This window comes from Streptomyces sp. JHA26 (genome assembly GCF_002005565.1).
Lineage (GTDB): Bacteria > Actinomycetota > Actinomycetes > Streptomycetales > Streptomycetaceae > Streptomyces.
The window spans coordinates 1-26,443 of record NZ_BDJC01000031.1; the positions used below are offsets into that span (position 1 = coordinate 1).

The window sequence follows — 26,443 nt, forward strand, 5'->3', positions numbered from 1 at the left end:
TGGTGTCCGGGGGCGTCCGGGGTGGCCGGCCGGGCGCCGGGGACCCGCGGCCGCACGGACGCGCCGGCTCCCCGGGGAGCGATGACGTCCTCGGCGTGCCCGAGGACCGGAGTGGGCACCTTCACCCCTTCCAGGTCCCCGCGGTGGTCCGAAAGGAACGTGGCGCGCGCGAAGACGCGGGCCGTCGCCGTGACGTGGTGCCGGTGTCGTACGTCCGTGTCCGTCATGCAGTCTCCTGCTCGCGTCCCCTCCGCGCCCTCCTCCACCTCGATAAGTCGGCAAATTTCTTTATTTCCTCGCCCCGGACGGTTCGCCGCCCGCCGAAGTGTCCGTGCCGCATGCTGGACCCATGAGCGACAAGGACGGTGAAGCACCCGGGCTCGCGCGGCTGGCCGGGCTGATCGCCGACGAGACCAGGGCCGCCTGTCTGCTGGCGCTGCTCGACGGGCGGGCGTGGACCGCCGGCGAGCTGGCCCGGCACGCGGGCGTCGCCGCGTCGACCCTGAGCGAACACCTCGGCAAGCTCGTCGCGGGCGGGCTGCTCACCGAGGAGCGGCAGGGGCGGCACCGGTACGTCAGGCTGGCCGACGAGCGGATCGCGCACCTGGTGGAGGACCTGGCCGCGCAGGTCGCGCCCGAGGCGGCCACGCGGCGTCCGCGCACCCTGCGCGCGTCGAGCGCCGGGTCGGCGATGGCCCGCGGGCGCACCTGCTACGACCATCTCGCCGGGCGGCTCGGGATCACGGTCACCGACGCGCTGACCGGGCGCGGGCTGCTGCGCCAGGACACCGGCTTCGCGCTCACCGACGCGGGGCTCGACTGGTTCGAGGCCGCCGGGATCGCCCTGAAGCCGACGGGCCGCCGGCCGCTGGCCCGGGCGTGCCTCGACTGGACCGAACGCCGTCCGCATCTCGCGGGCGTCGCCGGAGCGGCCCTGTGCCGGCACGCGCTGGACGCGGGGTGGTGCGTGCGCATCGGCTCGGAGCGGGCGGTGAAGGTGACGCCCGCCGGTGAGGGCGCGCTGTCCGAGCTGCTGGGCATCGACCCGGTGGCGCTGCGCTGATCGCGCGTGTCCCCGTCCGAAAGCCGCCGGTCGCCCCGGCCCTTCCTTCCCCGTATCAGGAGCATGATGAGCACTGCCCCGTCCCGCCGTGCCGGACTTCTCGCCGCCGGCGCCGCCACCGTCACCGTCGTCCTGTGGGCCTCCGCCTTCGTCTCCATCCGCAGCGCGGGCGAGGCGTACTCACCGGGTGCGCTGGCGCTCGGGCGGCTGCTGTCGGGCGCGCTGACGCTGGGCGTGATCTGGCTGCTGCGCCGGGAGGGGCTGCCGCCGCGGCCGGCCTGGCGGGGGATCGCGATATCCGGGCTGCTGTGGTTCGGCTTCTACATGGTCGTCCTGAACTGGGGCGAGCAGCGGGTGGACGCCGGTACGGCCGCCCTGGTGGTGAACGTGGGCCCGATCCTCATCGCGCTGCTCGGCGCCAGGCTGCTCGGCGACGCGCTGCCACCGCGGCTGCTGACGGGGATGGCGGTGTCGTTCGCCGGTGCGGTGACCGTGGGGCTGTCGATGTCCGGCGAGGGCGGCTCCTCGCTGTTCGGGGTGGTGCTGTGCCTGCTGGCGGCCGTGGCGTACGCGGGCGGGGTCGTCGCCCAGAAGCCGGCACTGGCGCGGGCGAGCGCGCTGCAGGTGACGACGTTCGGGTGCCTGGTCGGGGCGGTGCTGTGCCTGCCGTTCACGGGGCAGCTGGTGGCCGAGGCGGCCGACGCGCCCGTCTCCGCGACGCTCAACGTGGTCTACCTGGGCGTGTTCCCGACCGCGCTGGCGTTCACGACGTGGGCGTACGCCCTGGCCCGTACGACCGCCGGCCGCATGGGCGCGACCACGTACGCGGTGCCCGCGCTGGTGGTGCTGATGTCGTGGCTGGCGCTCGGCGAGGTGCCGGGGCCGCTCACGCTGGCGGGCGGCGCGCTGTGCCTGGCGGGCGTGGCGGTGTCCCGGTCCAGGAAGCGCGCGGCGGCGGCTCCGGGGCCGGAGGGGGCCCCGGAGCCGCGCCACGAGGACGCGGGCCGGCGGTAGGTTGTCTCCGGCCCCCGCGGCGGGGTCAGAAGACCACCAGGGCCCGTCCGCCCTTGCCCGCCAGCATGTTCTCGAAGGCCGCCGGGATGCCGTCCAGGGCGATGTGTTCCGTGACCAGGGCGCCGAGGTCGAGGCGGCCGGCGCGGACGTGTTCGGCGAGGACCGGGAGGTCGCGGGCGGGGTCGGCGTTGCCGTAGACGCAGCCGGACAGGGTGCGGCCCCAGTGGAAGATCTCCAGGGCGTTGAAGGTGACCTGTTGGTCCTTGCCGCCGATGCCGACGACCGTGGTGCGGCCGCCGCGCCGGGTGGACTCCCAGGCGGTGCGGATGGTGACCGCGCGGCCGACGCACTCCACGGCGACGTCGACGCCCTGCTTGCCGGTGAGGGCGCGGATCTCGCGGGCGGTGGTGTCGGAGGCGATCAGGTAGTCGGTGGCGCCCGCGGCGCGGGCCAGTTCCTCCTTCTCGGGGGACACGTCGACCGCGACGATCTTCGAGGCGCCCGCGATCCGGGCGGCCTGGAGGGTGGCGAGGCCCACTCCCCCGACGCCGAAGACCGCGACCGTCTCGCCCTCGCGCACCTTCGCCGCGTGGTGGACGGCGCCGTAGCCGGTGAGGACGGCGCAGCCGAGCAGCGCGGCGTCGGTGAGCGGGATGCCGTCCGGGCAGGGCAGGACGCAGGACGCGGCCACGACCGTCTCCTCGGCGAACGCGGCGACGTTGAGGCCGGGGTGCAGGTCGGTGCCGTCGTCGGCGCGGCGGGCGTGCACGTTCGCGGCGCCGGTCAGGGCGTTCGCGCACAACCAGACCTCGCCGAGCGAGCAGGGGTGGCAGGCGCCGCAGGACGGGGCCCAGTTGAGGACGACGCCGTCACCGGGCGCGACGTGGGTGACGCCCTCGCCGACGGCGACGACGGTGCCGGCGCCCTCGTGGCCGAGGACGGCGGGCAGCGGCACGCGCATGGTGCCGTTGGACAGGGACAGGTCGGAGTGGCACACCCCGGCGGCGGCGAGCCGCACCCGGACCCGGCCGGGGCCGGGCTCGGGCAGCTCTATCCCGGTGACCTCCAGCGGGGCACCCGGGGCGGGTACGACGGCGGCGCGGACTGCGGTACGGACGGCCATGACGTGGACGGCTCCCCTGCGGGCTGGATGCGGGACAGAAGCAGGACTGAAGTGGGTTAGAACTGGAGGGACTTGGTCTGGAGGTACTCGGCCAGGCCGTGCGCGCCCAGTTCGCGGCCCACGCCGGACTGCTTGTAGCCGCCGAAGGGCGCCAGCGGGTTGAACCGGCCGCCGTTGATGTCGACCTGCCCGGTGTCCATGCGGCGGGCGAAGGCGACGGCCTCGGCCTCGTCCCCGGCCCAGACGGCGCCGGCGAGGCCGTACACCGTGCCGTTGGCGATCCGCAGGGCGTCCTCCTCGTCCTCGTAGCGCAGGATCGACAGGACCGGCCCGAAGATCTCCTCCTGGGCGATGGTCATCTCCTCGGTCACGTCGGCGAAGACCGTCGGGCTGACGAAGTACCCCCGCTCGCGCGGGGCTTCGGGGCCGCCCGCGACCAGGCGCGCGCCCTCGGCGACGCCCTTCTCGATGTAACCGCGCACCCGTTCGCGCTGCTTGGCGTTGACGACGGGGCCGATCCGGTCGCCGTACTTCGCGGCGGCCTCGGCGGCGAGCGCCACGGCCTCGTCGTACCGGTCGCGGTGGACCAGCATCCGCGTCCACGCGCTGCACGTCTGGCCGGAGTTGGACATGACGTTGGCGACGCCGACGTTGACGGCCCTGGCGAGGTCGGCGCTCGGGAGGATCACGTTGGCGGACTTGCCGCCGAGTTCGAGGGCGACCTTCTTGACGGCGGCGCCCGCGGTGGCGCCGATCCGGCGGCCGACGGCGGTGGAGCCGGTGAAGGAGACCAGGTCGACGCCGGGGTGTTCGGCGAGGGCCTGGCCGGCGACCGGGCCGAGGCCGGTGACCAGGTTGAAGACGCCCGCCGGGACTCCGGCCTCGTGCACGGCCTCGGCGAAGAGCTGCGCGGTGAGCGGGGTGTCCTCGGCGGGCTTGAGCACGATCGTGCAGCCGGCCGCGAGCGCCGGGGCGACCTTGGCGACGATCTGGTGGAGCGGGTAGTTCCAGGGGGTGATGGCCCCGACCACGCCGATCGGCTCGTGGTGGACCACGGAGTTGCCGACCTTCTCCTCGAAGGCGTACGTCGCCGCCAGCTCGGCGTAGGAACCGGCGACCGCGATCGGGGCGCCGACGTGCACGGCCTGCGAGAACTTCAGCGGGGAGCCCAGTTCGGCGGTGACCGTCCCGGCGATCTCGTCCTTGCGGGCCACCAGGACGTCCCGCAGGGCGGCCAGGCGCGCGGCGCGCTCGGCGGGCGGGGTGGCGGCCCAGCCGGGCAGGGCGGCGCGGGCGGCCCGTACGGCGGTGTCGACGTCCAGGGCGTCGCCGGCGGGGACGTGGCCGATCACCTGCTCGTCGGCCGGGTTCACGACCTCGATCGTGTCCCGGCCGTCGGCGGGACGCCAGGCTCCGTCGATGTACATGCCGTCGTGTGCCTTCATCGCGTTCCTTCCGGGCGGGCCTCGTCGTCCGACCCCAAACTAGCGCCGTTAGTTTTACGGCACCAGGGGCTCCCCCGATGGTGGCGCGGCTCACCCTCCCGGAGTGCGGAATCGCGGCGCGGTCACTCCTCCAGGTCGGGCAGCCGCGCCGGGGCGGGGCAGATGCGGTCGCCGTGCTGGTCGAAGACGAACAGGTGGGCGAGGTCGACGAGGAGGGGCACCTGCATGCCGTGGCGGAGGTCGATGTCGGGGGTGGTCCGGACGATCAGGTCGCCCGGGAGGCGTCCGTCGGGGGCGGCGACCGCCGGTTCGGGCTCCTCCGGTTCTTCCATGACGACCACCGGTCCGGCGCGCAGGGCACCGGCCCGTTCCCGCAACCGGTCCAGGACCGTGCCGTCGCGGCGGCGGCGCCGGACGGTGCGGGCGGCGGGGCGGGGGGCCTCGAGGTCGGGTACGACGGCCGGCCGCGAACCGGTGTTGAAGTGCACGAGGACCTCGTGGCCCTGGAACTCGACGTGCTCCACCAGCCCGGTGAGCAGCACCTCGCCGGGGCGGGCGGCGGAGGGCTTCGCGATCCGTACGGCCTCCGAGCGCAGGCCCACGATGACCTCGCGGCCCTGCTGGACGCGGAGCAACTGGTGGTCCAGGGAGAGCGGTTCGGGCAGGCGCAGGAACTGCTTGCCCAGGCTGATCGTCATCGCCCCGTCGAGCGGGGCGCGCACGAGGCCGCGCAGCAGGTTGATGCGCGGGGTGCCGATGAAGGCCGCCACGAAGACGTTGCGCGGCAGGGCGTAGACGGTGCGCGGGGTGTCCACCTGCTGGAGCACGCCGCCGCGCAGCACGGCGACGCGGTCGCCGAGGGACATGGCCTCGGACTGGTCGTGGGTGACGTAGACGGTGGTGACGCCCAGTTCGCGGGTCAGTCCGGTGATCTCGGCGCGCAGGTGGTTGCGGAGTTTGGCGTCGAGGTTGGAGAGCGGCTCGTCCATCAGGAAGGCGGTGGGCCGGCGGGAGATGGCCCGGCCCATGGCCACGCGCTGGCGTTCGCCGCCGGAGAGCTGGGCGGGGAAGCGGTCCAGGAGGTCCTCGATGCCCAGCATGCGGGCGGTGGCGTCCACGCGGGGGGTGTGATCGGCCTGGGGCGCCTCGACGCGCAGCGGGAAGCCGATGTTCCCGCGGGTCGTCATGTTGGGGTAGAGGGCGAAGTTCTGGAAGACCATCGACATGCGCCGCTCGGCGGGGAGCAGGTCGTTGGCGTACTCGCCGTCCAGCAGGAGCCGGCCCTCGGTGATCTCCTCCAGTCCCGCGATCATGCGCAGGAGGGTGGACTTGCCGCAGCCGGAGGGGCCGAGCAGGACGAGGAACTCGCCGGGCGCGATGTCCAGCGACAGCCGGTCCACCACGCGGACGCCTCGCGCGTAGGTCTTGCTCACGTCGTGCAGGGAGATGGCGCGTGTCATGGAGTGTCCCCGGGGGCTCACTGGCGCTGGTTCTTCGCGGACGGACGCCTCGTGCGGGACGCACGGGGCGTGTGAGTCACGGAAGTTAACGGACTGTGCCCGGCCGGGGAAGACGCCGGACCGCAACTCGCGGAAGCGTCCGTATGGCGAGAAAGCGGACGGCCGGATTCAGGCCCGGGGGCGTCTCAGGGAGTGATCGGGCGCGTCGTCGCTGCGCGGGCGGGACGGCGGGACCGCGCCGTCGCTGCGCGGGCGGACGGTCCGGGACCGTGCCCCGGGGCGGCGGACGGCCGGCCACCGTTGTGCGGGGCGCGCCGGGCGCCGGCGGTCACCGTTGTGCGGGGCGCGCGCGGAGCGCTAGGCGTCCGAGTCGTCGTCCCCGCCCGAGCGGCCGTTCGAGCGGCCGCTCGAGCGTCGTGAGGCGCGGGCCAGTTCGCCGGCCGCCAGGGTCGCGCGCGCCACTCCGCGGGCCCAGCGCGGGCCGCCCCGGGCCGCCCACACCACGCAGGCGCATCCTCCGACGACGAGCAGCAGGACGCCGGTCAGGACGAGTACGGTCACGGTCGTTCCCCCGATTCGCTTGTGGTGACCGCCATCATCCCCCGTGACCCGGCGGGCCCTCCCGGCGGCCACCGCCCCGGCACGCCGTGCGACGTGACGGCCGGGCCCGGTCGGGGCGGCCGGGGAACGTGCGGTCGGGTGCCGGTCCGGACGGCGAGCGCAGCGCCACGCCGGAGGAGAGCAGGAGCAGGGCGCCGAGCATCACGAAGGGCGCGGCCACGCCCGCGACGCCGGCGATCAGACCGGCCGCGGCGGGGGCGGCGACCTGGCCGAGGCGGTTGCCGGTCAGGCGCAGGGCGAGGGCGGTGGAGCGGGCCTCGTCGGGGGCCGCCCGGACGACGGTCGTCATGGACAGCGGCTGGCCGACGCCCAGGCAGAAGCCGAGGACGGCGAGCATCACGCCCAGCGCCCACACCGGCACCGGCAGCGCGACGCCGGCGCACAGCACGGCCGCCAGCAGACAGGTGACCGTGAGCAGCAGGGTGCGGCCGAGCAGGCGCAGCAGGGGCGTGAGCACCAGCCGGCAGGCGATCGTGGCCGCGGCGCGCAGGCTGAGCAGGACGCCGATCACCGCCGGGGAGATGCCCCGGTGCTCGCCGACCACCGGCAGGTAGGCGGTGAGGATGTCGGTCGCGGACAGCACCGACAGGCTGATCAGGATGCCCGCGGGCACGCCCCGGGCCCGCAGGATGCCCGCCACCGGGACGCGCGGCCCCGGCTCCTTGCGGAACCCGGCGGCCGTCGAGTGCTCCGTGCGCCACAGCGAGGTGAACGCCACCGCCGCGCCCGCGCCCGCGACGACCAGGGCGAGCGCGCTGGTGCCGGCCATGTCGGGGCCGCCGATCAGCGCGCCCGCGGCGATGGGACCGACGAGCTGGCCGAGCGAGGCGCCGATGGTGAAGTGGCCGAAGTTGCGGTCCTGTTCGTGCGGCGCGGACTGGCGGGCGACCAGCGACTGGGCGCCGATGACGAAGCAGAGGTGGCCGAGGCCCATGACGCCGCTCCACAGCGCCATCGTCCACAGCGACCCGGCGACGCCGCTCAGCGCGCAGCCCCCGGCGATCAGCGCCACCCCGACGGGCAGCAGCGGGGCGCAGCGGCCGTGGTCGGTGCGGCGGCCCAGCGGCACGGCGGCGAACAGCGGGAGCAGCGCGTACACGCCGGCGATGACGCCGACCGCCCGTTCGTCCGCGCCCAGCGCGAGGGCCCGGTAGGAGACGGCGGGCCGGGCCATCGACACCGCCCCCTGCGCGAAGCCGAAGGCGATGACGAGGCGGAGCAGCCAGCCGCGGTTCCCGCCGCGCACGATGATCGTGTCCCTTCCTGATGATCTCTGGCGGTCAGACGATGCCGAACAGGATGCCCGCCGTGAGGATCACCAGGCTCGTCAGGACCGCCCACTTGACCACGAACCGCGTGTGGTCGCCGAACTCGACCTTGGCCATGCCCACCAGGACGTAGACGGCGGGGACCAGGGGGCTGGACATGTGCAGCGGCTGGCCGACGATCGAGGCGCGGGCGATCTCCAGCGTCGACACGCCGTGCGCGTGGCCGGCCTCGGCGAGCACCGGCAGGACGCCGAAGTAAAAACCGTCGTTCGACATGAAGTAGGTCAGCGGCAGGCTGAGCAGGCCGGTGACGAGGCCCATGTGCGGGCCCATGCCGTCGGGGATGGTGTCCACGAGCCAGTTGGCCATGTGGTCGACCATGCCGGTGCCGGTGAGGACACCGGTGAAGACGGCGGCGGCGAAGACCATGCCGGAGACGTTGAGGACGTTGTCGGCGTGGGCCGCGATCCGGGCCTTCTGGTCGGGGATGTGCGGGAAGTTGACGGTGAGGGCGAGCGCGGCGCCGATCAGGAACAGCACCGGGATCGGCAGCAGCTCCATGATCATGGCGGTCAGCAGGGCGACCGTGAGCAGGGCGTTGAACCAGTACAGCTTGGGGCGCAGGGTGGCCCGGTGCGGGTCGAGGCCCTGGAAGCCGTCGTCCGCCGCGCCGTCCCGGTCGGCCGCACCGTCCCGGTCGGCCGGGCCGCCGGAGCCCGCGGAGCCCTTGCCGGAAGCCTTGCCCGCTCCCGTGCCCGTCGCCGCGCCGGCACCGGCGCCGACCAGCACCGTCTCGGTCTCGTCCGCCCGCACCAGCGCCTCGTCCAGCGTCAGCGTGCCGAGCCGCCGGCGCTCGCGCAGACCGAGGACGCAGGCCAGGACGACGACCGCGACCAGACCGACGGCCAGGGCCGGGATCATGGGCACGAAGATGTCGGTGGCGTCGACCTTCAGCGCGGTGGCGGCGCGGGCGGTGGGGCCGCCCCAGGGCAGGGTGTTCATCACGCCGTTGGCCATCGCGGCGACACCGGTCATCACGACCAGGCTCATCTTCAGGCGCTTGTAGAGCGGGTACATCGCCGAGACCGTGATCATGAAGGTGGTCGAGCCGTCGCCGTCCAGGGAGACGATCGCGGCCAGCAGCGCCGTACCGACGACGATCCGCATCGGGTCGGCCTTGCAGAACTTCAGGATCGCGCGGACGATCGGGTCGAACAGCCCGACGTCGATCATCACGCCGAAGTAGACGATCGCGAACATGAGCATCGCCGCGGTGGGGGCGAGGCTGGACACGCCGTCGATGACGTAGTCGCCGAGGTGGGCGCCCTTGCCGACGAACACGCAGAACAGCGCGGGGATCAGCACGAGCGCCGCGATCGGCGACATCTTCTTCATCATGATCAGGACCAGGAAGGTCGCGATCATGGCGAAGCCGAGGATGGTCAGCATGAGTGAGTACCTAACGTTCGCCCTTGAACATCCCACCGGGGCAGGCGGTGCGAGCGACGTTAGGGGCCGTGAAGCCGCGGCAACAAGATGTCGACGTGCGAGCAATAAGCGCAAAACTCCAGGTCACAGCTTTGCGTCGGTCAGTGGGGTGAGCGTTATGGGGACGCCGTTGAGGACGGCGTTGCCCGAGAGCGGGTCGAGCAGGCTGCCGTCGAGGAGCTGGTTGACGTTGACGCCGGGGTCGCCGGCGGCGTGGGTGAGGCGGGTGCCGGGCCGGTCGTGGCCCCAGCCGTGCGGGAGGCTGACCACGCCCGGCCGGACGGTGTCGGTGACCTCGGCGGGGACGGTCACCTCTCCCCCGGCGCCCTTGACGCGCACCGGCCGGCCGTCCCGTACGCCGAGCCGGGCGGCGTCGTCGGGGTGCAGGTGCAGGGTGCAGCGGTTGGAGCCGCCGGTGAGGGCGGGGACGTTGTGCATCCAGCTGTTGTTGGACCGCAGGTGGCGACGGCCGACCAGGACGAGCCCGGCGGGGCGCTCGGTCATGGCGTGCCTCAGGCGCGGCAGGTCGGCGGCGATCGGCGCGGGCAGCAGCTCCACCTTGCCGCTGCGGGTCTTCAGCGGCTGCGGCAGGCGCGGGCGCAGCGGGCCGAGGTCGATGCCGTGCGGGTGGGCGAGCAGCCGCTGGAGCGTGAGGCCGTCCGGGCGGGCGCCGAAGCCGTCGCCGTAGGGGCCGAGGCGCAGCATCATGTCGAGCCGCCGTTCGGGGCCGTCGACGCCGGTGAGGCGGGCGGCGAGGTCGCCCGGGTCGCGTCCGTGCACGGGCGAGTGCGGCTCCCGTACGGCCTTGCCGAGGGTCTGCTCGATCACCATGGCGTCGACGGCGGCGGGGTCGGCGCCGTGGGAGCCGGTGGCGGCGAGGATCAGCCGGGCCAGGATCTCGGTCTCGGCCATGCGGCCGGGTTCGAGCGGGACGGCGGGGCGGGTGTAGCGGACCTGGTTGCGCACGGCGAGGGTGTTGAAGGCGAAGTCGTGGTGGGGGCTTCGGGACGGCGGGGGTGGCGGCAGGACGACGTGGGCGTGGCGCGAGGTCTCGTTCAGGTACGGGTCGACGCTCACCATGAAGTCGAGCGATTCCAGCGCCTTGTCGAGCCGGTCGCCGTCGGGTGCGGACAGGACGGGGTTGGCGGCGATCGTGATCAGGACGCGGACCGGTTCGCCCCGGTCGGTGGCGGTGTCGATCTCCTCGGCGAGGGCGGCCAGCGGCAGTTCGCCCTTCGCCTCGGGGTGTCCGCTCACTCGGGAGTGCCAGCGCCCGAGCGCGAAGCCGCGTCCGGGTCCGGCGGGGCGTGGGGTGCGGTCGGTGGCGGCCTGCGGGAAGAGGGCGCCGCCGGGCCGGTCCAGGTTGCCGGTGAGGATGTTGAGGACGTCCACGAGCCAGCTGGCGAGGGTGCCGTGCGGGACGGTACAGCTGCCGATGCGGCCGTAGACGGCCGCGGTGGGGGCGGCGGCGAGTTCACGGGCGAGGGCGCGCGTCGTGGCGGCGTCGACGTCGCAGGCGGCGGCGACGGACTCCGGGGTGAAGTCCCGCACGACTCCGGCGAGTTCACCGACCCCCTCCACATGGGGTTCGAGGGCGCCGAGCGCCACCAGGTCCTCCTCGAACAGGACGTGGGTCATCGCGGCGAGGAGCAGGGCGTCCGTGCCGGGGCGGATCGCCACGTGCCGGTCGGCGAGCTTCGCGGTGCGGGTGCGGCGCGGGTCGATGACGGTGAGGGTGCCGCCGCGGGCCCTGAGGGCCTTCAGCCGGCCGGGGAAGTCGGGCGCCGTGCACAGACTGCCGTTGGACTCCAGCGGGTTGGCGCCGATGAGGAGCAGGTGGTCGGTGCGGTCGAGGTCGGGCACGGGGATGGCGTTCGCGTCGCCGTACAGCAGGCCGCTGGAGACGTGCTTGGGCATCTGGTCGACCGTGGAGGCCGTGAAGAGGCTGCGGGTGCCGAGTGCGCCGACCAGGACGGGCGGGTAGAGGGCGCCGGCGACGGTGTGCACGTTGGGGTTGCCGAGGACGATGCCGGCGGCGTGCGGCCCGTGCCGTTCGACGACGGGGCGGATGCCCGCGGCGACCGCGTCGAACGCCTCCTCCCAGGTGGCCTCGCGCAGCTCGCCGTCCCGGCGCACGAGGGGCGTGCGCAGCCGGTCGGGGTCCGCGTCGAGGGCGCCGAAGGAAGCGCCCTTGGGGCAGACGAACCCGCGGCTGAAGACGTCGTCGCGGTCACCGCGGGCGGCGGTGACCCTGGTGCCTTCGACGGTCAGGGTGAGACCGCAGGTGGCCTCGCACAGGGGGCAGATGCGCAGGGCGGTGCGGGACACGGGTCCTCCCGGAGGGCGGCGGTGACGGTGACGCGCGGACGTGGAACCTCGCGGCGAGCATACCGACCGGTAGGCATGGTGGGGAGGCCTTGGACGCACCCGGTGGGAGGACGGCCTCCCGGTACGTCAGTCGAACACCCGCCCCAGGTACGCCGCCAGCAGCTCCCGGGCCTCCTCGATGATCGCCTCGTCACCGTCCGGCGACACCCGGAAGGCGAGCTGGACGAGGGTGTCGGCGGTCTCCACGGCGACCAGGAAGACCCGGCGCACGGCGTCGTCGGGGCGGCGGCCGAGGTAGCCGGAGAGCAGTTCGGCGACCCGGTCGGCGACGCGGTGGTTGGGCTCGGCGTCACGGCCGCCGACCGGTATCTGGTTGCCGAAGTCGACGAGGGAGAAGCCGGGCGCGGTCCGCTTCATCGCCAGGTACTCGTCCAGCACCGCGTCGAGGGCGTCGCGCCAGCCCCCGTCGCCGGCCTCCGTCAGCCGCCCGGTCACGCGCTCGGTGTAGCGCTCGAGATTGCGCTGGGCCAGCGCGTCGGCCATCTGCCGCTTGTTGCCGAAGAAGCGGTACACCGAGCCGATGGGGACGCCGGCGCGCTGGGCCACGGCCCGGGTGCTCAGCGCGTCGTAGCCGACCTCGTCGAGGAGGGCGGCGCAGGCGTCGAGGATCCTGGTCAGCCGTTCGGCGCTGCGCCGCTGCACGGGGGCACGACGGAGCGGGGTCGCGTGGGGCACGTGCCTCATGATGCCTTTCCGCCGCGGTCCGGGGAACCGTGACCTCCGGTACGCGGGCGGACCGCGGCGACGGACGGGGCCGCGCCCTCGCGGAACACCGGCCCCGCGGCCCCGGTCGGCCCCGCACCCTCGCGGAACACCGGCCCCGCGGCCCCGGTCGGCCCCGCACCCCCACGGAGCGCCGGCCCCGAGGCCCCGGTCGGCTCCGGGTCCGAGACCGTGATGTCCGCCGTGCTCTCCACCGGCTCGCCGTCGACGGCCCAGACGGTGCCGTCGTCGGCGTACAGGCGCGCGGTGACGTGGTGGGTGCCGCGCGGAACGAGCCCGGCGGCGAGGTGGTGGCGCGGGCCGCGCAGCGACGCGACGAGGTCTCCGTCGACGAAGAGGCGGGCCACACCGCGACCGGCCACGGCCGTCGCCTCCGTGCCGGCCGGGGAGAACCGGAAGTTGCGAACGGTCAGGCGGACGTCCCAGCCGTCGTCGGCGTGGGGCTGCACCTCGATGTCGACCTCGGGCTCGCGCCCGGCGTCCGCCTCCCGGTGGCGCCGACCGTCCCCGTCGGTGCCGCCGGGGAGTCCGCCCGCCGACGCGGGTGACGCGCCGGTTCCCGGCTCTTCCCCGCCACCGGGGCCGCAGCCCGCGGGTCCGGTCGGCAACAGGACACAGACCGCGAGCGCGGCGGCTGCTCTCCGCGTCCACGACATGCCGGGAGAGTAGAACACCGGTGCGACACCCCGGATCCCCCGGAGGTCTGGTTCCGGTCATCGTCCCCGAGGAGGAGGGCGAAGGTCCGCTCGCCCCCTTGCGCCCGGGAAACCGCAATCCTACGGTGAGGCATAGGAATCAGAGGGCGAGGGAGCGATTCATGAGCGGGGACGCGCGGAAGACCGCGGAGGGTCTGGCCTACCTGTCCGGTTTCGGCAACGAGCACAGTTCCGAGGCCGTTCCGGGCGCACTGCCCGAGGGCCGGAACTCGCCGCAGCGGGCGCCCCTCGGGCTGTACGCGGAGCAGCTCAGCGGCACGGCGTTCACCGAGCCGCGGGCGCACAACCGGCGCTCGTGGCTGTACCGCATCCGCCCCTCGGCCGCGCACCCGCCGTTCACCCGGACCGGCAACGGCGCGGTCCGCACCGCCCCGTTCACCCAGTGCGTGCCGGACCCCAACCGGCTGCGGTGGAACCCGCTGCCCGAGCCCGACGCCGGGACGGACTTCCTGGCGGGCCTGTGGACCCTCGGCGGCAACGGCGACGCGACCCAGCGCACCGGCATGGCCGTGCACCTGTACCACGCCAACGCCTCCATGGAGCGCGTCTTCAGCGACGCCGACGGCGAGCTGCTGATCGTCCCGGAGCGCGGCGGGCTGCTGCTGCGCACCGAGTTCGGGCTGCTGCACGCCGAGCCGGGCCACGTGGCGCTGATCCCGCGCGGGGTGCGCTTCCGCGTGGAGCTGCTCGACGCCGACGCCCGCGGTTACGTCTGCGAGAACTACGGCGCCCCCTTCACCCTGCCCGAGCTCGGCCCGATCGGCGCCAACGGCCTGGCCAACGCCCGGGACTTCCTGGCACCGGTCGCGGCGTTCGAGGACGACGACAGCACGACGGGCCCGGTGGAGGTGGTCAACAAGTTCTGCGGCAACCTGTGGTCGGCCGTCTACGACCACTCCCCGCTCGACGTGGTCGCCTGGCACGGCACCCACGTGCCGTACGTCTACGACCTGCGCCGCTTCAACGTGATCGGCACGATCTCCTACGACCACCCCGACCCGTCGATCTTCACGGTGCTCACCTCCCCTTCGGACACCCCGGGCCTGGCGGGCGTCGACTTCGTGGTGTTCGCGCCGCGCTGGCTGGTGGGCGAGGACACCTTCCGGCCGCCGTACTTCCACCGGAACGTGATGAGCGAGTACATGGGCCTGATCGAGGGCGCCTACGACGCCAAGGCGGAGGGCTTCGTGCCGGGCGGCGGTTCGCTGCACAACATGATGTCGGCGCACGGCCCGGACCGGGAGACCTTCGACCGGGCGAGCGCGGCCGAGCTGAAGCCGCAGCGGATCGACGACGGTCTCGCGTTCATGTTCGAGACCCGGTGGCCGGTGAGCCTCACGCCCCAGGCGGCCCGCGCCGAGCACCTGCAGCAGGGCTACGACGACGTCTGGCAGGGCCTGGAGCGTCACTTCCGCCCCTTGCACTGAGGATTCCCCTACCGGTACGGATGGCCCGTGACCTCCTTCGCCCCGGACTCCATCGTCCTGAACCGCAAGCTGCCGCTCTGGTACCAGGTGTCGCAGTCGCTGCGCGCCTCGATACTCGGCCGCTCGCCCCGGGATCCGCTGCGCCTGCCCACGGAGGAGCAGTTGGCCGGGCACTACGGGGTGAGTGTGCTGACCATGCGGCAGGCGCTCAAGGAGCTGGAGGACGAGGGGCTGATCACCCGCCACCGTCGGCGCGGCACGTTCATCGAGCCGCACGTCAGGCGGGGCGCCCCGGTGCGGCTGCTGGGCTCGGTGGACGCCATCGTGGCCCAGCAGTCCGGCATGAAGGCCGAGCTGCTGGACCACGGCACGGCCCCCGTGCCGCCCGAACTCACCGAGTACTTCCCGGACCTGGCCGAGGCGGCCACGTACCACCGGCTGCGCTGCGACGAGAAGACCGGCGAGCCCACCAATCACGCCCGCAACTGGGTCCGGCCCGAGCTGGCCGCCCGCATCGACCCGGACGACCTCGCGCGCCGGCCGATGACCAAGGTGCTGCGGGACGTGGTGGGCGTGGACATCAGCCGGATCACCGACACCGTCGAGGCCCGGCTAGCGGACCCGGAGACGGCGCGGCTGCTCGAGGTCCCGCTGCTCAGCCCGATCCTGCACTACACGGGCATCACGTACGACACGGCGGGGCGGGTGCTGGACGTGGCCGTCATCCACTACCGGGGGGACCGTTTCTCCTTCACGGTCACGCTGGACGCCACCTGAGGCCGTGGCACCCCGTCGTACGATGCCGGGCGTGACGCACGACGACGCTCCGCGGCCGGCGGACCTCATGCCGTGGTCCGTCGCACCGCCGCGGCTCGGCCGGGGGTGGCCGGCGGCCCCCGACCCGGCGGCCCTGAAGGCCCGCTGGGACGCCCTGGTGAAGGCGGAGGGACCCGATCGCGAGGCCCTGTTCGAGCCGACGCGTGCGCGCACGCTGCACACGGCGGTCGGGCAGCTGCCGGGCACGTCCGGCGGCACGGACCGGCTGGTGCGCGCCTCGGGGCCCTGTCCCGAGCCGGTCCGCGTGCTGCGCGCGCCCTTCGACGAGCAGTGGCTGATCCCCGACCAGCGGCTGATCGACGCGGCCCGCCCCGAGTTGTGGCGGGTGGCCGACGAGCGGCAGGTCTTCGTCGTGGAGGCGTCCGACGCCGCCGGCCCCCTCCTGCTCGCGACCTCGTTCCTCCCCCTGTTCGGTCCGGCCCGCGTCCGCCCGCTGCACCGGCGCCCCGGCGGGGCCGAGCCCAACCTGGCCCCCGGGCTGCTGGACCACCTGGCCGGCCGGCTCGGCCTGCGCCCCGGTCCGCTGGACGTGCTGGCGTGGATGGTGGCGGCCGTCCGTCCCGGCCCCGTGGTTCCGCTGACCGCCGACCCCGCGCAGTGGGAGCACGGCGTCTCGCTGGGCCGCCGCGCGCTGTGGCTGATGCGCCGCGACGGCGAGCGCCCCAAGCTGCCCGGCGGACGCCGCCCCTACGTCCGCGCCCCGTTGCCCGCGCGCCCGCTGACCCTGCGCTACGACCGGGAGGAGGAGGCCCTGTACCTGGACGAGGGCCGTGTCTCCCCGGTGCCGCCCGGCGCCTGGGACTTCGAGGTGGGCGGGGTGCGGGTCCTGGAGCAGTGGTTCGCGGCCCGCACCGCCGGGGGCGAGCCGGGCACGCTGGCGGCGATCCGCCCGGCCGGCTGGCCGCAGGCCTGGACGTCCGGGCTGCTGGAGCTGATCACGGTCCTCGCCCTGCTGGCCGAACTGCGCCCGCACTGCGCGGAGCTGACGGTGACGGAACCGGTCACGGCCACGGAACTGCGCGCCGCGGGCGTCCTGCCGGCCCCCGAGACCTCCCGCAGACCGGCCTCGGTCCTGGACGGCCTCGAGGAGGGGCCGGAGGGACAGCTGGCGCTGCTGTAGGGGGCGGTCACCGCTCCGGCAGGGCGGCCTCCTCGTCGGTGAGGGCGCGAAGCGGTCGTGCTCACCAGTCGTCGCCGATGTCGAAGTTGGCGTCGATCGGCATGCCGTCCTCGGCGAACACCGCCACGAAGCAGGTCCCGGTCGCGACCAGGCCGGCGTACAGCTTCTCCGCCAGCTGCCGGGTCTCGGCCGACTCGGACCGGGACCGGGCGGTCAGCATCGCCGGGACCTTCTCGAAGACCCAACCCGGCTCGCCCTCGTCGACGTACAGGGAGACGCTCATCGCGTCGTCCTCGAACCGGTACCGGTGGCTTCCCCGGTCCCCGGGCTCTCCCGGAGAACCGGCGAAGGAGACCTCGAGAACGCGCGCGACGTCGGCCCACAGCCGGTCGCCGAACTGCTTGCAGTCCCCCTCGCTCTCCACGGGACCGGCATGGAGATCGAAGTCCCTCTTGACGCCGCCGTGCACCTCGTACTTTCCCACCGGATGCTCCGTCCGTTCACGCCGGTCGGGGTCCTACGCGAACCCGTCCAGCACCCTCTCCAGCGCCCGCTCGAACACCGCCTCCAGGTCGATCGGACCGGCGTCCTCCGCGAAGGACGCCGCCAGTCGCGGGTAGGCACCGCTCGCGAGCTGCCGGCCCAGGTAGGCGATCCGCACCGCGTTCTCCTGCTCCTGGGACCAGGGCAGCGAGCGGGTGCGTTCGACGGTGGCGAGTTCGTTGCCGACGTAGGTCGTCACCACGCCGTTCACCATCGCCACCAGCTCCATCTTCGTGCCGTACGGCGCGTCGAAGGGGTCGAGGCAGGCCAGGCAGTGCTCCAGGTAGCGCAGGGCGTTGGGGCTGAAGCCGTAGACCGGGGACATCAGCCGGGGCAGCCAGGGATGGCGGTGCATCAGCGCGCGGGTCTGGTGGGCGACCCGGAGCATGTCGGCGCGCCAGTCGCCGCTCGGCTCCCACAGCTCGTGCTCGCCGCTGACCGCGTCCATCATCAGCTCGTGCAGGTCCTCCTTGCGGGGGACGTAGTTGTACAGCGACATGGTGCCGCAGCCCAGTTCGGCGGCGACGCGGCGCATCGAGACCGCGTCCAGGCCCTCGGCGTCGGCGATCCGCACCGAGGCGGCGGCGATGTCGGCGCGGGTGTACGCCGGTCTCGGCCCCCGGCCGGTGCGCTCGGGGCGCGCCCAGATCACTTCGGGTACGGCCGCTCGGCCCGCCATCGTTCATCACCTCGGCCACCATCCTAGTTACGTACACCGTACGTAGTGCGCTATGGTCGACCCATGACTACTACGTACGCTGTACTTAGTGAGGGTCTGGAGAAGCGCTTCGGCGAGGTGCGCGCCCTGCGGGGGCTGGATCTCGCGGTGGCCGAGGGCACGGTGTGCGGGCTGCTCGGACCGAACGGGGCGGGCAAGACCACGGCGGTGCGGCTGCTGACCACGCTGCTGCGGCCGGACGCGGGCTCGGCGCGGATCGCGGGGCACGACCTCGTGCGGGAGGCCGCGGCCGTCCGGCGCCTGATCGGCGTGACCGGGCAGTACGCCTCGGTCGACGGGGACCTCACCGGACGTCAGAACCTGCGGCTGTTCGCCCGGCTGCACCGGGTGCGGGACGCCTCCGCGCGGGCCGCCGAGCTGCTCGACCGGTTCGGCCTGGCCGAGGCCGCCGACCGGCCGGCGTCGACCCTGTCGGGCGGCACGAGACGGCGCCTCGACCTGGCCGCGAGCCTGATCCGCCGGCCCGAGGTGCTCTTCCTGGACGAGCCGACGACCGGGCTGGACCCGGCCAGCCGGAACCAGATCTGGGACGCGGTGCGCGCCCTGAAGCAGGAGGGCACGACCGTGGTGCTGACCACGCAGTACCTGGAGGAGGCCGACCGCCTCGCCGACGACATCGCCCTGGTGGACCGGGGGCGGGTGGCGCACACGGGTGCGCCGGCCGAGCTCAAGGCGCTGGTCGGGGCGCACGCGGAGGCCGTCGTCGCGGACGCGGACGCCCTGGGGCGGGCGGCGGCCGTCCTCGACCGGCTCACCGGGGCCGAGCCGGTGCTCGACCACCAGCGCCGGGCGGTCGGCGCGGTGAGCACCGACCCGACCCTCACGCTCCCGCGCCTGGTGCGCGAACTCGACGCGGCGGGCGTGCCCCTGGTGGACGCGAGCCTGCGCCCGCCGACCCTCGACGACGTCTTCCTCCGCCTGACCGGCAGCAAGGAGCTCGCGGCATGAGCACGACGACGGTGACGACGACCGCGGGAAGGGCCACGCCGTACGACCTCGCGTACGACGGCGCCATGATGCTGGGCCGGCAGGTGCGGCGGATCCGGAACAATCCGGGGCTGCTGATCCTCACCCAGACGATGCCGGTGACGATGCTGCTGTTCTTCGGCTACGTCTTCGGCAGCGCGCTGGCGATGCCGGGCGCGCAGTACCGGTCGTTCCTGGTGCCGGGCCTGCTGGTGGCGACGGCGGCGAACGGGATCATGACGGGCATGTTCCAGGCCGCCCAGGACGTCCACCGGGGCGTGACGGACCGGTTGCGCACCCTGCCGGTGAGCCGGGCGGCGGTGCCGCTCGGGCAGTCGGTCGCGGACGTGCTCGTCACGGCCGCCGGGACGGTGCCCTTCCTGCTGGTCGGGCTCGCCGTGGGCTGGCGGGTGGAGGGCGGTGCGCTCGGCGCGGCGGGGGCCGTGGGGCTGCTGCTGCTGTTCCGGTTCGCGACGACGTGGATCGGGATCTTCCTGGGGCTGCTCACCCGGAGCGAGGAGGCCGCCGGCCAGCTGGGCGGGGCGACGTTCGTCCTGCCGCTGCTGTCCAACGCGTACATCCCGACCGAGGGTCTGCCGGGGTGGCTGCGCACGGTCGCGGAGTGGAATCCGATCAGCGCGGTGACCACGGCGCTGCGCGACCTCTTCGGCAACGCGCCCGTGCCGGAGGGGGCGGCCTGGCCGGTGGCGCATCCCGTCGCCGGGTCGCTGGCCTGGTGTGCGGTACTGCTCGCGGTGTTCGCGCCGCTCGCCGTGCGCCGGTACGCGCACGGCGAGCGCTGAGCGGACCCGATCCTCGTCACCGCCGGGCGGGGACGCGGCGGGGCGGGGGCGCGCCCCCGCCGGGGATCACACCGGGGGCGCCACCGCGTGCCGTGGGGATGACGGACGGGTGCGTGGCGCCGTGCCGGGACGGGTGTGATCGCCGGGGCGCGGACCTCAGTTGCTGCCGAAGAGCGAGCGACGGAGCCGGCGCAGGGGTGCGAAGAGCGAGACCCCGCGTACGCGGGCGCCCCTGACGCTGCGCCGGTGCGCGGGCTCACGCGCGGTCAGCTCGCGCATCAGCGACGTCGCCTCCAGCGTCTCCCGCTGCGGAAGGGCGGGGCCTCCGAGCACCGCGAGATGACGGTCGAGGCGCGAACTGGTCGCGCTGCTCCCGCAGGTGATCGCGGGCACCCTCGCCCTGCTGCGCACTGTTATCTGTTCCATGTCACTCCCCACCCGTACGAGTCCACCCGGCCCGGGCAGGGTAACCCTATCGTCCCGGTGAGGCAGCCGTGTATCGCGGTCACAGGATTCACCTTCCCCGTAAGGGTGTTGACGATCACTCTCCGAATCCGACGGATTCCAGGGCGAGTTGGACAACATGCTGTTCGTCGGCCCGTCCGGGTCCCCCGCGGGGCCCGACGGTCACGGTCGGTGACGTCTCGGACCGGTCCGGTTCGACGCGGTCGGGGGCGTGTCGCCGCCACGTCCGCACGCCCCTCGGACACGGGGACGACCACGGCGGGGGCGGCCTCCGCGACGGAGACGGAGGGGGAGGCCCCGACGAGCAGGGCCTCCCCCTCCTCCGGCTCTTCCGCTTCTCCTTCCGCTCCGGATCAGGCGGCGCTGTTGAGGACCGGCAGGTAGCCGCCCGACTGACCGGCCGCGGTCGGGTGGTACGACTCGCCGATGTTGAGCCAGTTCACGCTGTGCAGCCAGGAACTGCCGGAACAGATCTCGTGTCCGGTGAACGGGGGACGCACGTCGCCGAAGGTGAAGCCGTGGTCGGCGGCGCGCTTGGCGATGGTGGTGTTGAGCAGGTCGGAGGCGTCGTTGATCGCCTTCCGCTTGGTCTCGGAGAGGCCGATGCAGGAGGTGCCGAGCTTGTAGAAGCGCGGGTAGCCGATGACGACGACGTGGGCGTTCGGGGCCTTGTTGCGGATCGCCGAGTAGACGGCGTCGAGGTTGCCGGGCAGGGTCTGGTCGACGTACGCCCGCGCGGTGGCGATCCGCGACAGGCAGGAGCTGTCGGACTGGAGCACACAGGTCGTCATGACGTCGGCGAAACCGGCGTCGTTGCCCCCGATGCTGATCGAGACGAGGCTCGTGGAGGAGCCGAGCGGGCCGAGTTGTCCGGCGAGGACATCACCCGTACGGGCTCCGGAGCAGGCGGTGAAGTCGAACGACGAGGGTGAGTGCGCGGCCGCCCACAGGTACGGGTAGGCCTTCGTGCTGCGCTTGCAGTCGCCGGAGGAGCTGAGGTAACTGCCCGCTCCGACGCCGGAGGAGTAGGAGTCGCCGAGGGCCACGTAGCCTCCGGCGGCCGCGGCCGCGGCCGGGGCCGGGGCCGCCTGGGCGGTCGCGGCCCCGGTGAGGGCGGCGCCGGCGGCGAGAAGGACCGAGGTCAGGAAGCCGACAAGTCGGGAACGTCTCATGGAACCTCCCTTTAGCAGGATCTCTGCCTCAACCGTGGTAGCAGCTACGCGTGTTGATAGGAAGTGTCCATGCCAATAATTGGCTGACGATGATTCAAAACCGGACGAAAGTCAGCGGGAACACCAGTGCCGTCTTGACGCTCTCCGGTGGGCTGGGCCACATTGAGGTCCGGCATCTTGGGCTTCGGGGGGCAAAGCGGAACGGTCAGGGGACCCGACTTCCGCGCGAGATCGCCCCTCGAGAAGAACAGATGACGGCAAAACAACAAAAACGTGAGACCTCGTTCCAGGTCTTGCCATAGGGGTTCAATCGTCAATACCGTCATACATCTTCCGCATCGGTACGTCGGCAAGCGGCTCAGGGGAGGGCTCGAGGCCGCGGCGGACCGGGCGGAGCGCGGTAGGGGGGTGCCGTGCTCGGTGACCACATCGGTGGCCGGGCCGTGCCGCGCGGTCGGCTGCCGTCTTCCTTGTCGGCGTCGACAGGCTTTGCCAGCTCACCTGGCACGCAACGGGGGTCCACATGCCGTCGCGCCGTGGGTGAGAACCCCCCTTTCGAACCGGATACAGAGCCGGACCGCCCTGGGGCGGGCGGTCCGCCGGACGAGAGGGATCAGACTCATGAGCTCAGTCCTGCAGCCGGCGGCGACGGACAACGAACCGACACCCGCCGGGAAGTACCGGCCCGTCTCCTCGCACCTGGCGATCGCTCCGCCGGTGAGCGTGGTCATCCCCGCGATGAACGAGGCGGAGAACCTTCCCTACGTCTTCAAGACGCTGCCCGACTGGATCCACGAGGTCGTCCTCGTGGACGGCAACTCCACCGACGGCACCGTCGAGGTCGCCCGGGAGCTGTGGCCGGACGTCAAGGTCGTCGAGCAGCGCGGCAAGGGCAAGGGCGACGCGCTGATCACCGGCTTCGAGGCGTGCACCGGGGACATCATCGTGATGGTCGACGCCGACGGCTCGGCCGACGGCCAGGAGATCGTGTCGTACGTCTCCGCCCTCGTCTCGGGCGCCGACTTCGCCAAGGGATCCCGCTTCGCCAACGGCGGCGGCACCGACGACATGACCTTCATCCGCAAGCTCGGCAACCGCGCCCTGTGCGCGGTCGTCAACCGGAAGTTCGGCGCCCGCTACACCGACCTCTGCTACGGCTACAACGCGTTCTGGCGGCACTGCCTGGACAAGATCGACCTCGACTGCACCGGCTTCGAGGTCGAGACCCTGATGAACATCCGGGTCGTCAAGGCCGGCCTGAAGGTCCAGGAGATACCCAGCCACGAGTACCTGCGCATCCACGGCGTCAGCAACCTGCGCGCCGTGCGGGACGGGCTGCGGGTGCTCAGAGTGATCCTCGACGAGCGCTCCAACCGGCGTGCGCTGCGCAGCCGTACGCACTCGCCGACGCTCGTGTCGGCCGGCTCGGCCCGGAGGAAGGTGTCTTGAGCACGGTCGGCACCCCCCTCACGATCTCCGTGGTGATCTGTGCCTACACCGAGGACCGCTGGGAGGACATCCTCGCGGCGGTCGCCTCGGTGCGGGCGCAGTCCCACCCGGCCCTGGAGACGCTGCTGGTCGTCGACCACAACGAGGCGCTCCGAGGGCGGCTGGCCCGGGAGTACAAGGACGTCCCGGACGTGCGGGTGTGCGCCAACGCGGGCCCGCGCGGCCTGTCCGCCGGCCGCAACACCGGCATCGCGGCCTCGCGCGGCGAGGTCGTCGCCTTCCTCGACGACGACGCCGTGGCCGAGCGCGACTGGCTGCGGCACTTCGCCGCGGGGTACGCCGATCCGGCGGTCATGGCCGTCGGCGGACGCACGGAGCCCGTCTGGGCGTCGGGGCGCCGGCCCGACTGGTTCCCGGAGGAGTTCGACTGGGTGGTGGGCTGCACGTACCGCGGCCTGCCGCCCGGCCGGGTCCGGGTGCGCAACGTGCTCGGCGGCAACGCCTCCTTCCGGCGCGAGGCGTTCGACGCGGCGGGCGGTTTCGCGACCGGCATCGGACGCGACGGCGACAAGCGCCCGCTGGGCTGCGAGGAGACGGAGCTGTGCATCCGGCTCTCCCGCGCCCGGCCCGACGCGGTGCTGCTGATCGACGACCGGGCGGTGATCCACCACCGGGTGCCCGGGGCGCGCGAGCGCTTCGGCTACTTCCGCACCCGCACCTACGCCGAGGGCCTGTCCAAGGCGCTGGTGGCCCGGAGCGTCGGGGCGGACAAGGGACTGGAGTCCGAACGCCGGTACGCCACCCGCGTCCTGCCGGTCGGGGTGGTGCGCGGCCTGCGCGACGCCGCGCTGGCCCGGCCGGGCGGCGCGCGCCGGGCGGGGGCGATCGTCGCCGGGGTGCTCACGGCGGCGGGCGGCTACGTGGTGGGCAGCGTACGGGCGCGGCGGGGCGGGGCGGCGTTCTCGGTGACGCCCGTCGGACCGGCCGAGGGGGGCGCGCATGGCTGAGGTGTCCGTGGCCGACGCGCGGGTGCCGATCCTCATGTACCACGCGGTCGCCGCCGACCCGGACAAGGCGACCCGCGCCCTGTCCGTGACCCCGGAGGCGTTCGCCGAGCAGATGGCGGCGATCGCCGACCGCGGCCTCACCCCGGTCGGCACCGCGGAGCTGGCGGCCGCCTGGCGCTCCGGCGGCCCGCTGCCGGAGCGGCCGGTCCTCATCACCTTCGACGACGGCTACGAGGGCGTGCACCGGCACGCGCTGCCCGTGCTCGCGGGGCACGGGTTCCCGGCCACGCTGTTCGTCACGACCGGCTGGCTGCGCGGCCCGTACGACACCGGGGACGCCCTGGACACCATGCTCGACTGGGACCAGGTCCGCGAACTGGCCGCCGCGGGCGTGGAGATCGGCGGGCACAGCCACACCCATCCGCAGCTCGACCAGCTCGGCGGGGACGCGCTGCGGTACGAGCTGATCCACTGCCGGGAGGTCCTCACCGACCAACTGGGCACCGCGCCGGTCTCGTTCGCCTACCCGTACGGCTACTCGGACCGCCGGGTGCGGGAGGTGGTCCGCGAGACGGGGTACGCCCAGGCGCTCGCCGTCGGCAACGGTCTGGCGCGCCGCCGTCAGGGGCCGTACGCCCTGCGGCGGGTCACCGTGCGCCGCAGCACGGGGCCCGAGGAGTTCGCCCGACTGCTCGAGGGGCGCGCGATCGCCCGCACGTTCGCCCGCGACCGCGCCCTCACCAAGGGGTACGCCGTGCTCCGCGGGGCACGCCGGGCGCGGACGCGGTTGCCGGGGGCCGGTGCCTGAACCATCCGGCCGCCGGATGCCGCGTGCGCCCGGGAAACCGGGTGCACGCGGCGTCCGCGTGCCCGATCATGGCGGCATGTCCGTGAACCCGCACGACGCCCTGCCGATCCGGCTCAACGTCGACGACAGCGACTCCCCCTCCGACGTGGTCGACGCGCTGTTCCTCGGCCGTTTCGCCACCGGCGAGCAGCCGTTCGCGCACGCCGTGAACATCGACCGTGTGCGGTCCGGGGCGTCGCTGCTGCCGCCCGGCGCGCGCGTGCTGCGCGTGGCCCGCGACGACGACCGCAGCGCGACCCTGGCGGAGGGCGAGGGCTGGACGCTGCTCGTCTCGCGCTGGAACCGGGGCGCCGACGTCACGGTGACGGCGACCAGCGCTGACCTGGCCGAGAAGGTGCTCGGCGACGCGACCGACGGCGCGGCGGACGAGCCGGAACCGCAGCCGGAGAACGTCACCATGGGCTTCTGGTACGTCTCCCCGCGACGCGGCCCGCACCGCACCACCCGGCAGATCTCGGCCGGCACCTGGGACGAGGTCCGGGCCAACTACACCGCGCCGGTGGCACGGGCGATGGACGGCCTGATGAGGACGACCCCCGAGGACATCGCGGGCCGGCTGCTGCTCCTGCACGGGCCGCCGGGCACCGGCAAGACGTCGGCGCTGCGGACGCTGGCCCGGTCCTGGCGGGACTGGTGCCAGGTGGACTGCGTGCTGGACCCCGAGCGGCTCTTCTCCGACGTCGGCTATCTGATGGACATCGCCATCGGCGAGGAGGACGCGTCGGGCAAGGACCGCTGGCGGCTGCTGCTGCTGGAGGACTGCGACGAGCTGATCCGCGGCGAGGCCAGGCACACCGCCGGGCAGGCCCTCTCGCGGCTGCTGAACCTCACGGACGGCCTGCTGGGCCAGGGCCGCAACGTCCTGGTCGGGGTGACGACCAACGAGGACCTGGAACGGCTGCACCCCGCCGTGGTGCGTCCGGGCCGGTGCCTGGCCCGCATCGAGGTGGGCCCGCTCACCCGCCGGGAGGCGGTGGACTGGCTCGGCACCGAAGAGGGCGTCGGCCGGGAGGGCGCGACGCTGGCGGAGCTGTTCGCGCTGCGCCGGGGCACCTCGCCGACCGCGCTGCCCGAGCCGCGGGACGGCGCGGAGGCGGGGTTGTACCTGTAGCTGTGCGATGGGGGTGCGACTCCGTTCGCCGGCACGCCGGACCGGCAGTACCGGGACCGGCGGGGCGTCCGGTACCCGCCCGGCCACCCCGCCGGGGCGCGGGGCCGGGACGTGGTGCGGTTCCGCCGCGCGGACGCGACCGGCCACGACGCACGCGCGGACGGCGGACCGGCCCCGCCACCACGGCGCTCAGCCCCCGTAGGCGGCCCGCAGCGCATCCCGCACGGCGGCCACCGCGTCCCCCTCCGGAAGGCCGAGCCGCCGAGCCCGCTCGGCGTAGACCTGCGCCGCCGACGCCAGCTCCCGCTCCGCCGCCGCGCCCGCCGCGGCGACGAACGTGCCGTTGCGGCCCCGCGTCTCGATCACGCCGTCCGCCTCCAGGGCCCGGTACGCCTTGGCGACCGTGTTGGCGGCGAGTCCCAGGGACTCGGCCAGTCCGCGCACCGTCGGCAGCCGGTACCCCACCGGCAGCGCGCCCGAGCGCGCCTGTTCGGAGATCTGGGCGCGCACCTGCTCGTAGGGCGGGGCGCCGTCGTCGATGTGGATCTTCAAGGTCACCCGGCGATTGTCCCGCACCCGCCGGAAATCCGAAGGCGTCGCGACCGTGGTCCCGCGTAGCGTGCGGCC

General features: G+C 73.8%; 25 protein-coding genes and 1 pseudogene. 11 read left to right on the plus strand and 15 right to left on the minus strand.

What is annotated here, in order from left to right; translation table 11 throughout:
• A pseudogene (locus tag JHAT_RS19585) lies at positions 1–227 on the minus strand (hypothetical protein); the annotation flags it as partial.
• A 122-nt stretch (positions 228–349) separates the two neighbouring features.
• Between JHAT_RS19585 and JHAT_RS19590 the strand changes: the two are divergent.
• Complete coding sequence (locus JHAT_RS19590; protein WP_077799514.1) at positions 350–1,063, plus strand: helix-turn-helix transcriptional regulator; 714 nt, start codon at positions 350–352, stop codon at positions 1,061–1,063.
• Positions 1,064–1,129: 66 nt separating this feature from the next.
• The gene (locus JHAT_RS19595; protein ID WP_375603576.1) at positions 1,130–2,077 is read left to right on the plus strand and encodes a DMT family transporter; all 948 of its coding nucleotides are present in this window, start codon (positions 1,130–1,132) and stop codon (positions 2,075–2,077) included.
• 25 nt (positions 2,078–2,102) lie between these two features.
• Here the strand turns inward: JHAT_RS19595 and JHAT_RS19600 are convergent, their stop codons facing one another.
• The 9 genes from JHAT_RS19600 to JHAT_RS19640 all read right to left on the minus strand — a co-directional run bounded on the left by JHAT_RS19600 (position 2,103) and on the right by JHAT_RS19640 (position 13,249).
• A complete protein-coding gene (locus tag JHAT_RS19600) occupies positions 2,103–3,200 on the minus strand; it encodes a Zn-dependent alcohol dehydrogenase (protein ID WP_077799516.1) in 1,098 nt (365 codons plus the stop codon).
• 56 nt (positions 3,201–3,256) lie between these two features.
• The gene (locus JHAT_RS19605; protein WP_077799517.1) at positions 3,257–4,645 is read right to left on the minus strand and encodes an aldehyde dehydrogenase family protein; all 1,389 of its coding nucleotides are present in this window, start codon (positions 4,643–4,645) and stop codon (positions 3,257–3,259) included.
• Between the two features lie 122 nt (positions 4,646–4,767).
• Positions 4,768–6,105 (minus strand): ABC transporter ATP-binding protein, encoded by a 1,338-nt coding sequence (locus tag JHAT_RS19610; RefSeq protein ID WP_077799518.1) that lies wholly within the window; start codon positions 6,103–6,105, stop codon positions 4,768–4,770.
• 357 nt (positions 6,106–6,462) lie between these two features.
• On the minus strand, positions 6,463–6,666 hold the full coding sequence (locus JHAT_RS19615) for a hypothetical protein (RefSeq protein WP_077799519.1): 204 nt from the start codon (positions 6,664–6,666) through the stop codon (positions 6,463–6,465).
• A gap of 34 nt (positions 6,667–6,700) precedes the next feature.
• On the minus strand, positions 6,701–7,975 hold the full coding sequence (locus JHAT_RS19620; RefSeq protein WP_077799520.1) for an MFS transporter: 1,275 nt from the start codon (positions 7,973–7,975) through the stop codon (positions 6,701–6,703).
• Positions 7,976–8,006: 31 nt separating this feature from the next.
• The gene (locus JHAT_RS19625; protein ID WP_077799521.1) at positions 8,007–9,443 is read right to left on the minus strand and encodes a CitMHS family transporter; all 1,437 of its coding nucleotides are present in this window, start codon (positions 9,441–9,443) and stop codon (positions 8,007–8,009) included.
• Between the two features lie 123 nt (positions 9,444–9,566).
• Positions 9,567–11,810 (minus strand): molybdopterin oxidoreductase family protein, encoded by a 2,244-nt coding sequence (locus tag JHAT_RS19630; protein WP_077799522.1) that lies wholly within the window; start codon positions 11,808–11,810, stop codon positions 9,567–9,569.
• A 126-nt stretch (positions 11,811–11,936) separates the two neighbouring features.
• The gene (locus tag JHAT_RS19635) at positions 11,937–12,554 is read right to left on the minus strand and encodes a TetR/AcrR family transcriptional regulator (protein WP_077799523.1); all 618 of its coding nucleotides are present in this window, start codon (positions 12,552–12,554) and stop codon (positions 11,937–11,939) included.
• Complete coding sequence (locus JHAT_RS19640; RefSeq protein WP_077799594.1) at positions 12,551–13,249, minus strand: hypothetical protein; 699 nt, start codon at positions 13,247–13,249, stop codon at positions 12,551–12,553. The genes JHAT_RS19635 and JHAT_RS19640 overlap by 4 nt, the downstream gene beginning before the upstream one ends.
• 161 nt (positions 13,250–13,410) lie before the next feature.
• On the opposite strand from JHAT_RS19640, the gene hmgA reads away from it, so the two are divergent.
• Genes hmgA through JHAT_RS19655 form a run of 3 tightly spaced genes read left to right on the plus strand, consistent with a single transcriptional unit; the run spans position 13,411 to position 16,693 of the window.
• Entirely contained in the window at positions 13,411–14,736 is a 1,326-nt protein-coding gene (gene hmgA / locus JHAT_RS19645) for a homogentisate 1,2-dioxygenase (RefSeq protein WP_077799524.1), read from the plus strand.
• 27 nt (positions 14,737–14,763) lie between these two features.
• Positions 14,764–15,513: a GntR family transcriptional regulator gene (locus JHAT_RS19650; protein WP_077799525.1), complete on the plus strand. Its 750-nt coding sequence runs from the start codon at positions 14,764–14,766 to the stop codon at positions 15,511–15,513.
• Positions 15,514–15,535: 22 nt separating this feature from the next.
• Entirely contained in the window at positions 15,536–16,693 is a 1,158-nt protein-coding gene (locus JHAT_RS19655) for a type ISP restriction/modification enzyme (protein WP_077799526.1), read from the plus strand.
• Positions 16,694–16,754: 61 nt separating this feature from the next.
• Here JHAT_RS19655 and JHAT_RS19660 read toward each other — a convergent pair whose 3' ends face one another.
• Both JHAT_RS19660 and JHAT_RS19665 read right to left on the minus strand, forming a co-directional pair.
• Entirely contained in the window at positions 16,755–17,177 is a 423-nt protein-coding gene (locus JHAT_RS19660; RefSeq protein ID WP_077799527.1) for a hypothetical protein, read from the minus strand.
• 33 nt (positions 17,178–17,210) lie between these two features.
• The gene (locus tag JHAT_RS19665; RefSeq protein WP_077799528.1) at positions 17,211–17,915 is read right to left on the minus strand and encodes a TetR/AcrR family transcriptional regulator; all 705 of its coding nucleotides are present in this window, start codon (positions 17,913–17,915) and stop codon (positions 17,211–17,213) included.
• 63 nt (positions 17,916–17,978) lie between these two features.
• On the opposite strand from JHAT_RS19665, the gene JHAT_RS19670 reads away from it, so the two are divergent.
• Both JHAT_RS19670 and JHAT_RS19675 read left to right on the plus strand, forming a co-directional pair.
• Positions 17,979–18,923 carry an ATP-binding cassette domain-containing protein gene (locus JHAT_RS19670; RefSeq protein ID WP_077799529.1) on the plus strand — a complete coding sequence of 315 codons (945 nt, stop codon included), beginning with the start codon at positions 17,979–17,981 and terminating at the stop codon, positions 18,921–18,923.
• Positions 18,920–19,744 (plus strand): ABC transporter permease, encoded by an 825-nt coding sequence (locus tag JHAT_RS19675; RefSeq protein WP_077799530.1) that lies wholly within the window; start codon positions 18,920–18,922, stop codon positions 19,742–19,744. The genes JHAT_RS19670 and JHAT_RS19675 overlap by 4 nt, the downstream gene beginning before the upstream one ends.
• Positions 19,745–19,900: 156 nt before the next feature.
• On the opposite strand, the gene JHAT_RS19680 is transcribed toward JHAT_RS19675, so the two are convergent.
• Complete coding sequence (locus tag JHAT_RS19680; protein ID WP_077799531.1) at positions 19,901–20,170, minus strand: hypothetical protein; 270 nt, start codon at positions 20,168–20,170, stop codon at positions 19,901–19,903.
• Positions 20,171–20,562: 392 nt separating this feature from the next.
• Entirely contained in the window at positions 20,563–21,381 is an 819-nt protein-coding gene (locus JHAT_RS19685; protein WP_077799532.1) for an SGNH/GDSL hydrolase family protein, read from the minus strand.
• A 621-nt stretch (positions 21,382–22,002) separates the two neighbouring features.
• Here JHAT_RS19685 and JHAT_RS19690 point away from each other — a divergent pair.
• From JHAT_RS19690 to JHAT_RS19705, 4 genes are all read left to right on the plus strand, one after another.
• Positions 22,003–22,830 carry a glycosyltransferase family 2 protein gene (locus JHAT_RS19690; RefSeq protein WP_077799533.1) on the plus strand — a complete coding sequence of 276 codons (828 nt, stop codon included), beginning with the start codon at positions 22,003–22,005 and terminating at the stop codon, positions 22,828–22,830.
• Positions 22,827–23,837: a glycosyltransferase family 2 protein gene (locus JHAT_RS19695; protein WP_171990984.1), complete on the plus strand. Its 1,011-nt coding sequence runs from the start codon at positions 22,827–22,829 to the stop codon at positions 23,835–23,837. The genes JHAT_RS19690 and JHAT_RS19695 overlap by 4 nt, the downstream gene beginning before the upstream one ends.
• Complete coding sequence (locus JHAT_RS19700; protein ID WP_077799534.1) at positions 23,830–24,645, plus strand: polysaccharide deacetylase family protein; 816 nt, start codon at positions 23,830–23,832, stop codon at positions 24,643–24,645. The genes JHAT_RS19695 and JHAT_RS19700 overlap by 8 nt, the downstream gene beginning before the upstream one ends.
• A gap of 76 nt (positions 24,646–24,721) precedes the next feature.
• Entirely contained in the window at positions 24,722–25,816 is a 1,095-nt protein-coding gene (locus JHAT_RS19705; protein WP_077799535.1) for a DUF5925 domain-containing protein, read from the plus strand.
• A gap of 189 nt (positions 25,817–26,005) precedes the next feature.
• On the opposite strand, the gene JHAT_RS19710 is transcribed toward JHAT_RS19705, so the two are convergent.
• Entirely contained in the window at positions 26,006–26,374 is a 369-nt protein-coding gene (locus tag JHAT_RS19710; protein WP_216353436.1) for a GntR family transcriptional regulator, read from the minus strand.
• Positions 26,375–26,443: the final 69 nt, after the last annotated feature.

Excerpts from the sequence above, each read along its gene's own strand:
- JHAT_RS19590 (WP_077799514.1), top strand. The coding sequence starts at position 350 with ATGAGCGACAAGGACGGTGAAGCACCCGGGCTCGCGCGGCTGGCCGGG.
- JHAT_RS19595 (WP_375603576.1), top strand. The coding sequence starts at position 1,130 with ATGAGCACTGCCCCGTCCCGCCGTGCCGGACTTCTCGCCGCCGGCGCC.
- JHAT_RS19600 (WP_077799516.1), bottom strand. The coding sequence starts at position 3,200 with ATGGCCGTCCGTACCGCAGTCCGCGCCGCCGTCGTACCCGCCCCGGGT.
- JHAT_RS19605 (WP_077799517.1), bottom strand. The coding sequence starts at position 4,645 with ATGAAGGCACACGACGGCATGTACATCGACGGAGCCTGGCGTCCCGCC.
- JHAT_RS19610 (WP_077799518.1), bottom strand. The coding sequence starts at position 6,105 with ATGACACGCGCCATCTCCCTGCACGACGTGAGCAAGACCTACGCGCGA.
- JHAT_RS19625 (WP_077799521.1), bottom strand. The coding sequence starts at position 9,443 with ATGCTGACCATCCTCGGCTTCGCCATGATCGCGACCTTCCTGGTCCTG.
- JHAT_RS19635 (WP_077799523.1), bottom strand. The coding sequence starts at position 12,554 with ATGAGGCACGTGCCCCACGCGACCCCGCTCCGTCGTGCCCCCGTGCAG.
- JHAT_RS19640 (WP_077799594.1), bottom strand. The coding sequence starts at position 13,249 with ATGTCGTGGACGCGGAGAGCAGCCGCCGCGCTCGCGGTCTGTGTCCTG.
- hmgA (WP_077799524.1), top strand. The coding sequence starts at position 13,411 with ATGAGCGGGGACGCGCGGAAGACCGCGGAGGGTCTGGCCTACCTGTCC.
- JHAT_RS19655 (WP_077799526.1), top strand. The coding sequence starts at position 15,536 with ATGCCGGGCGTGACGCACGACGACGCTCCGCGGCCGGCGGACCTCATG.
- JHAT_RS19665 (WP_077799528.1), bottom strand. The coding sequence starts at position 17,915 with ATGGCGGGCCGAGCGGCCGTACCCGAAGTGATCTGGGCGCGCCCCGAG.
- JHAT_RS19670 (WP_077799529.1), top strand. The coding sequence starts at position 17,979 with ATGACTACTACGTACGCTGTACTTAGTGAGGGTCTGGAGAAGCGCTTC.
- JHAT_RS19675 (WP_077799530.1), top strand. The coding sequence starts at position 18,920 with ATGAGCACGACGACGGTGACGACGACCGCGGGAAGGGCCACGCCGTAC.
- JHAT_RS19680 (WP_077799531.1), bottom strand. The coding sequence starts at position 20,170 with ATGGAACAGATAACAGTGCGCAGCAGGGCGAGGGTGCCCGCGATCACC.
- JHAT_RS19685 (WP_077799532.1), bottom strand. The coding sequence starts at position 21,381 with ATGAGACGTTCCCGACTTGTCGGCTTCCTGACCTCGGTCCTTCTCGCC.
- JHAT_RS19690 (WP_077799533.1), top strand. The coding sequence starts at position 22,003 with ATGAGCTCAGTCCTGCAGCCGGCGGCGACGGACAACGAACCGACACCC.
- JHAT_RS19700 (WP_077799534.1), top strand. The coding sequence starts at position 23,830 with ATGGCTGAGGTGTCCGTGGCCGACGCGCGGGTGCCGATCCTCATGTAC.
- JHAT_RS19705 (WP_077799535.1), top strand. The coding sequence starts at position 24,722 with ATGTCCGTGAACCCGCACGACGCCCTGCCGATCCGGCTCAACGTCGAC.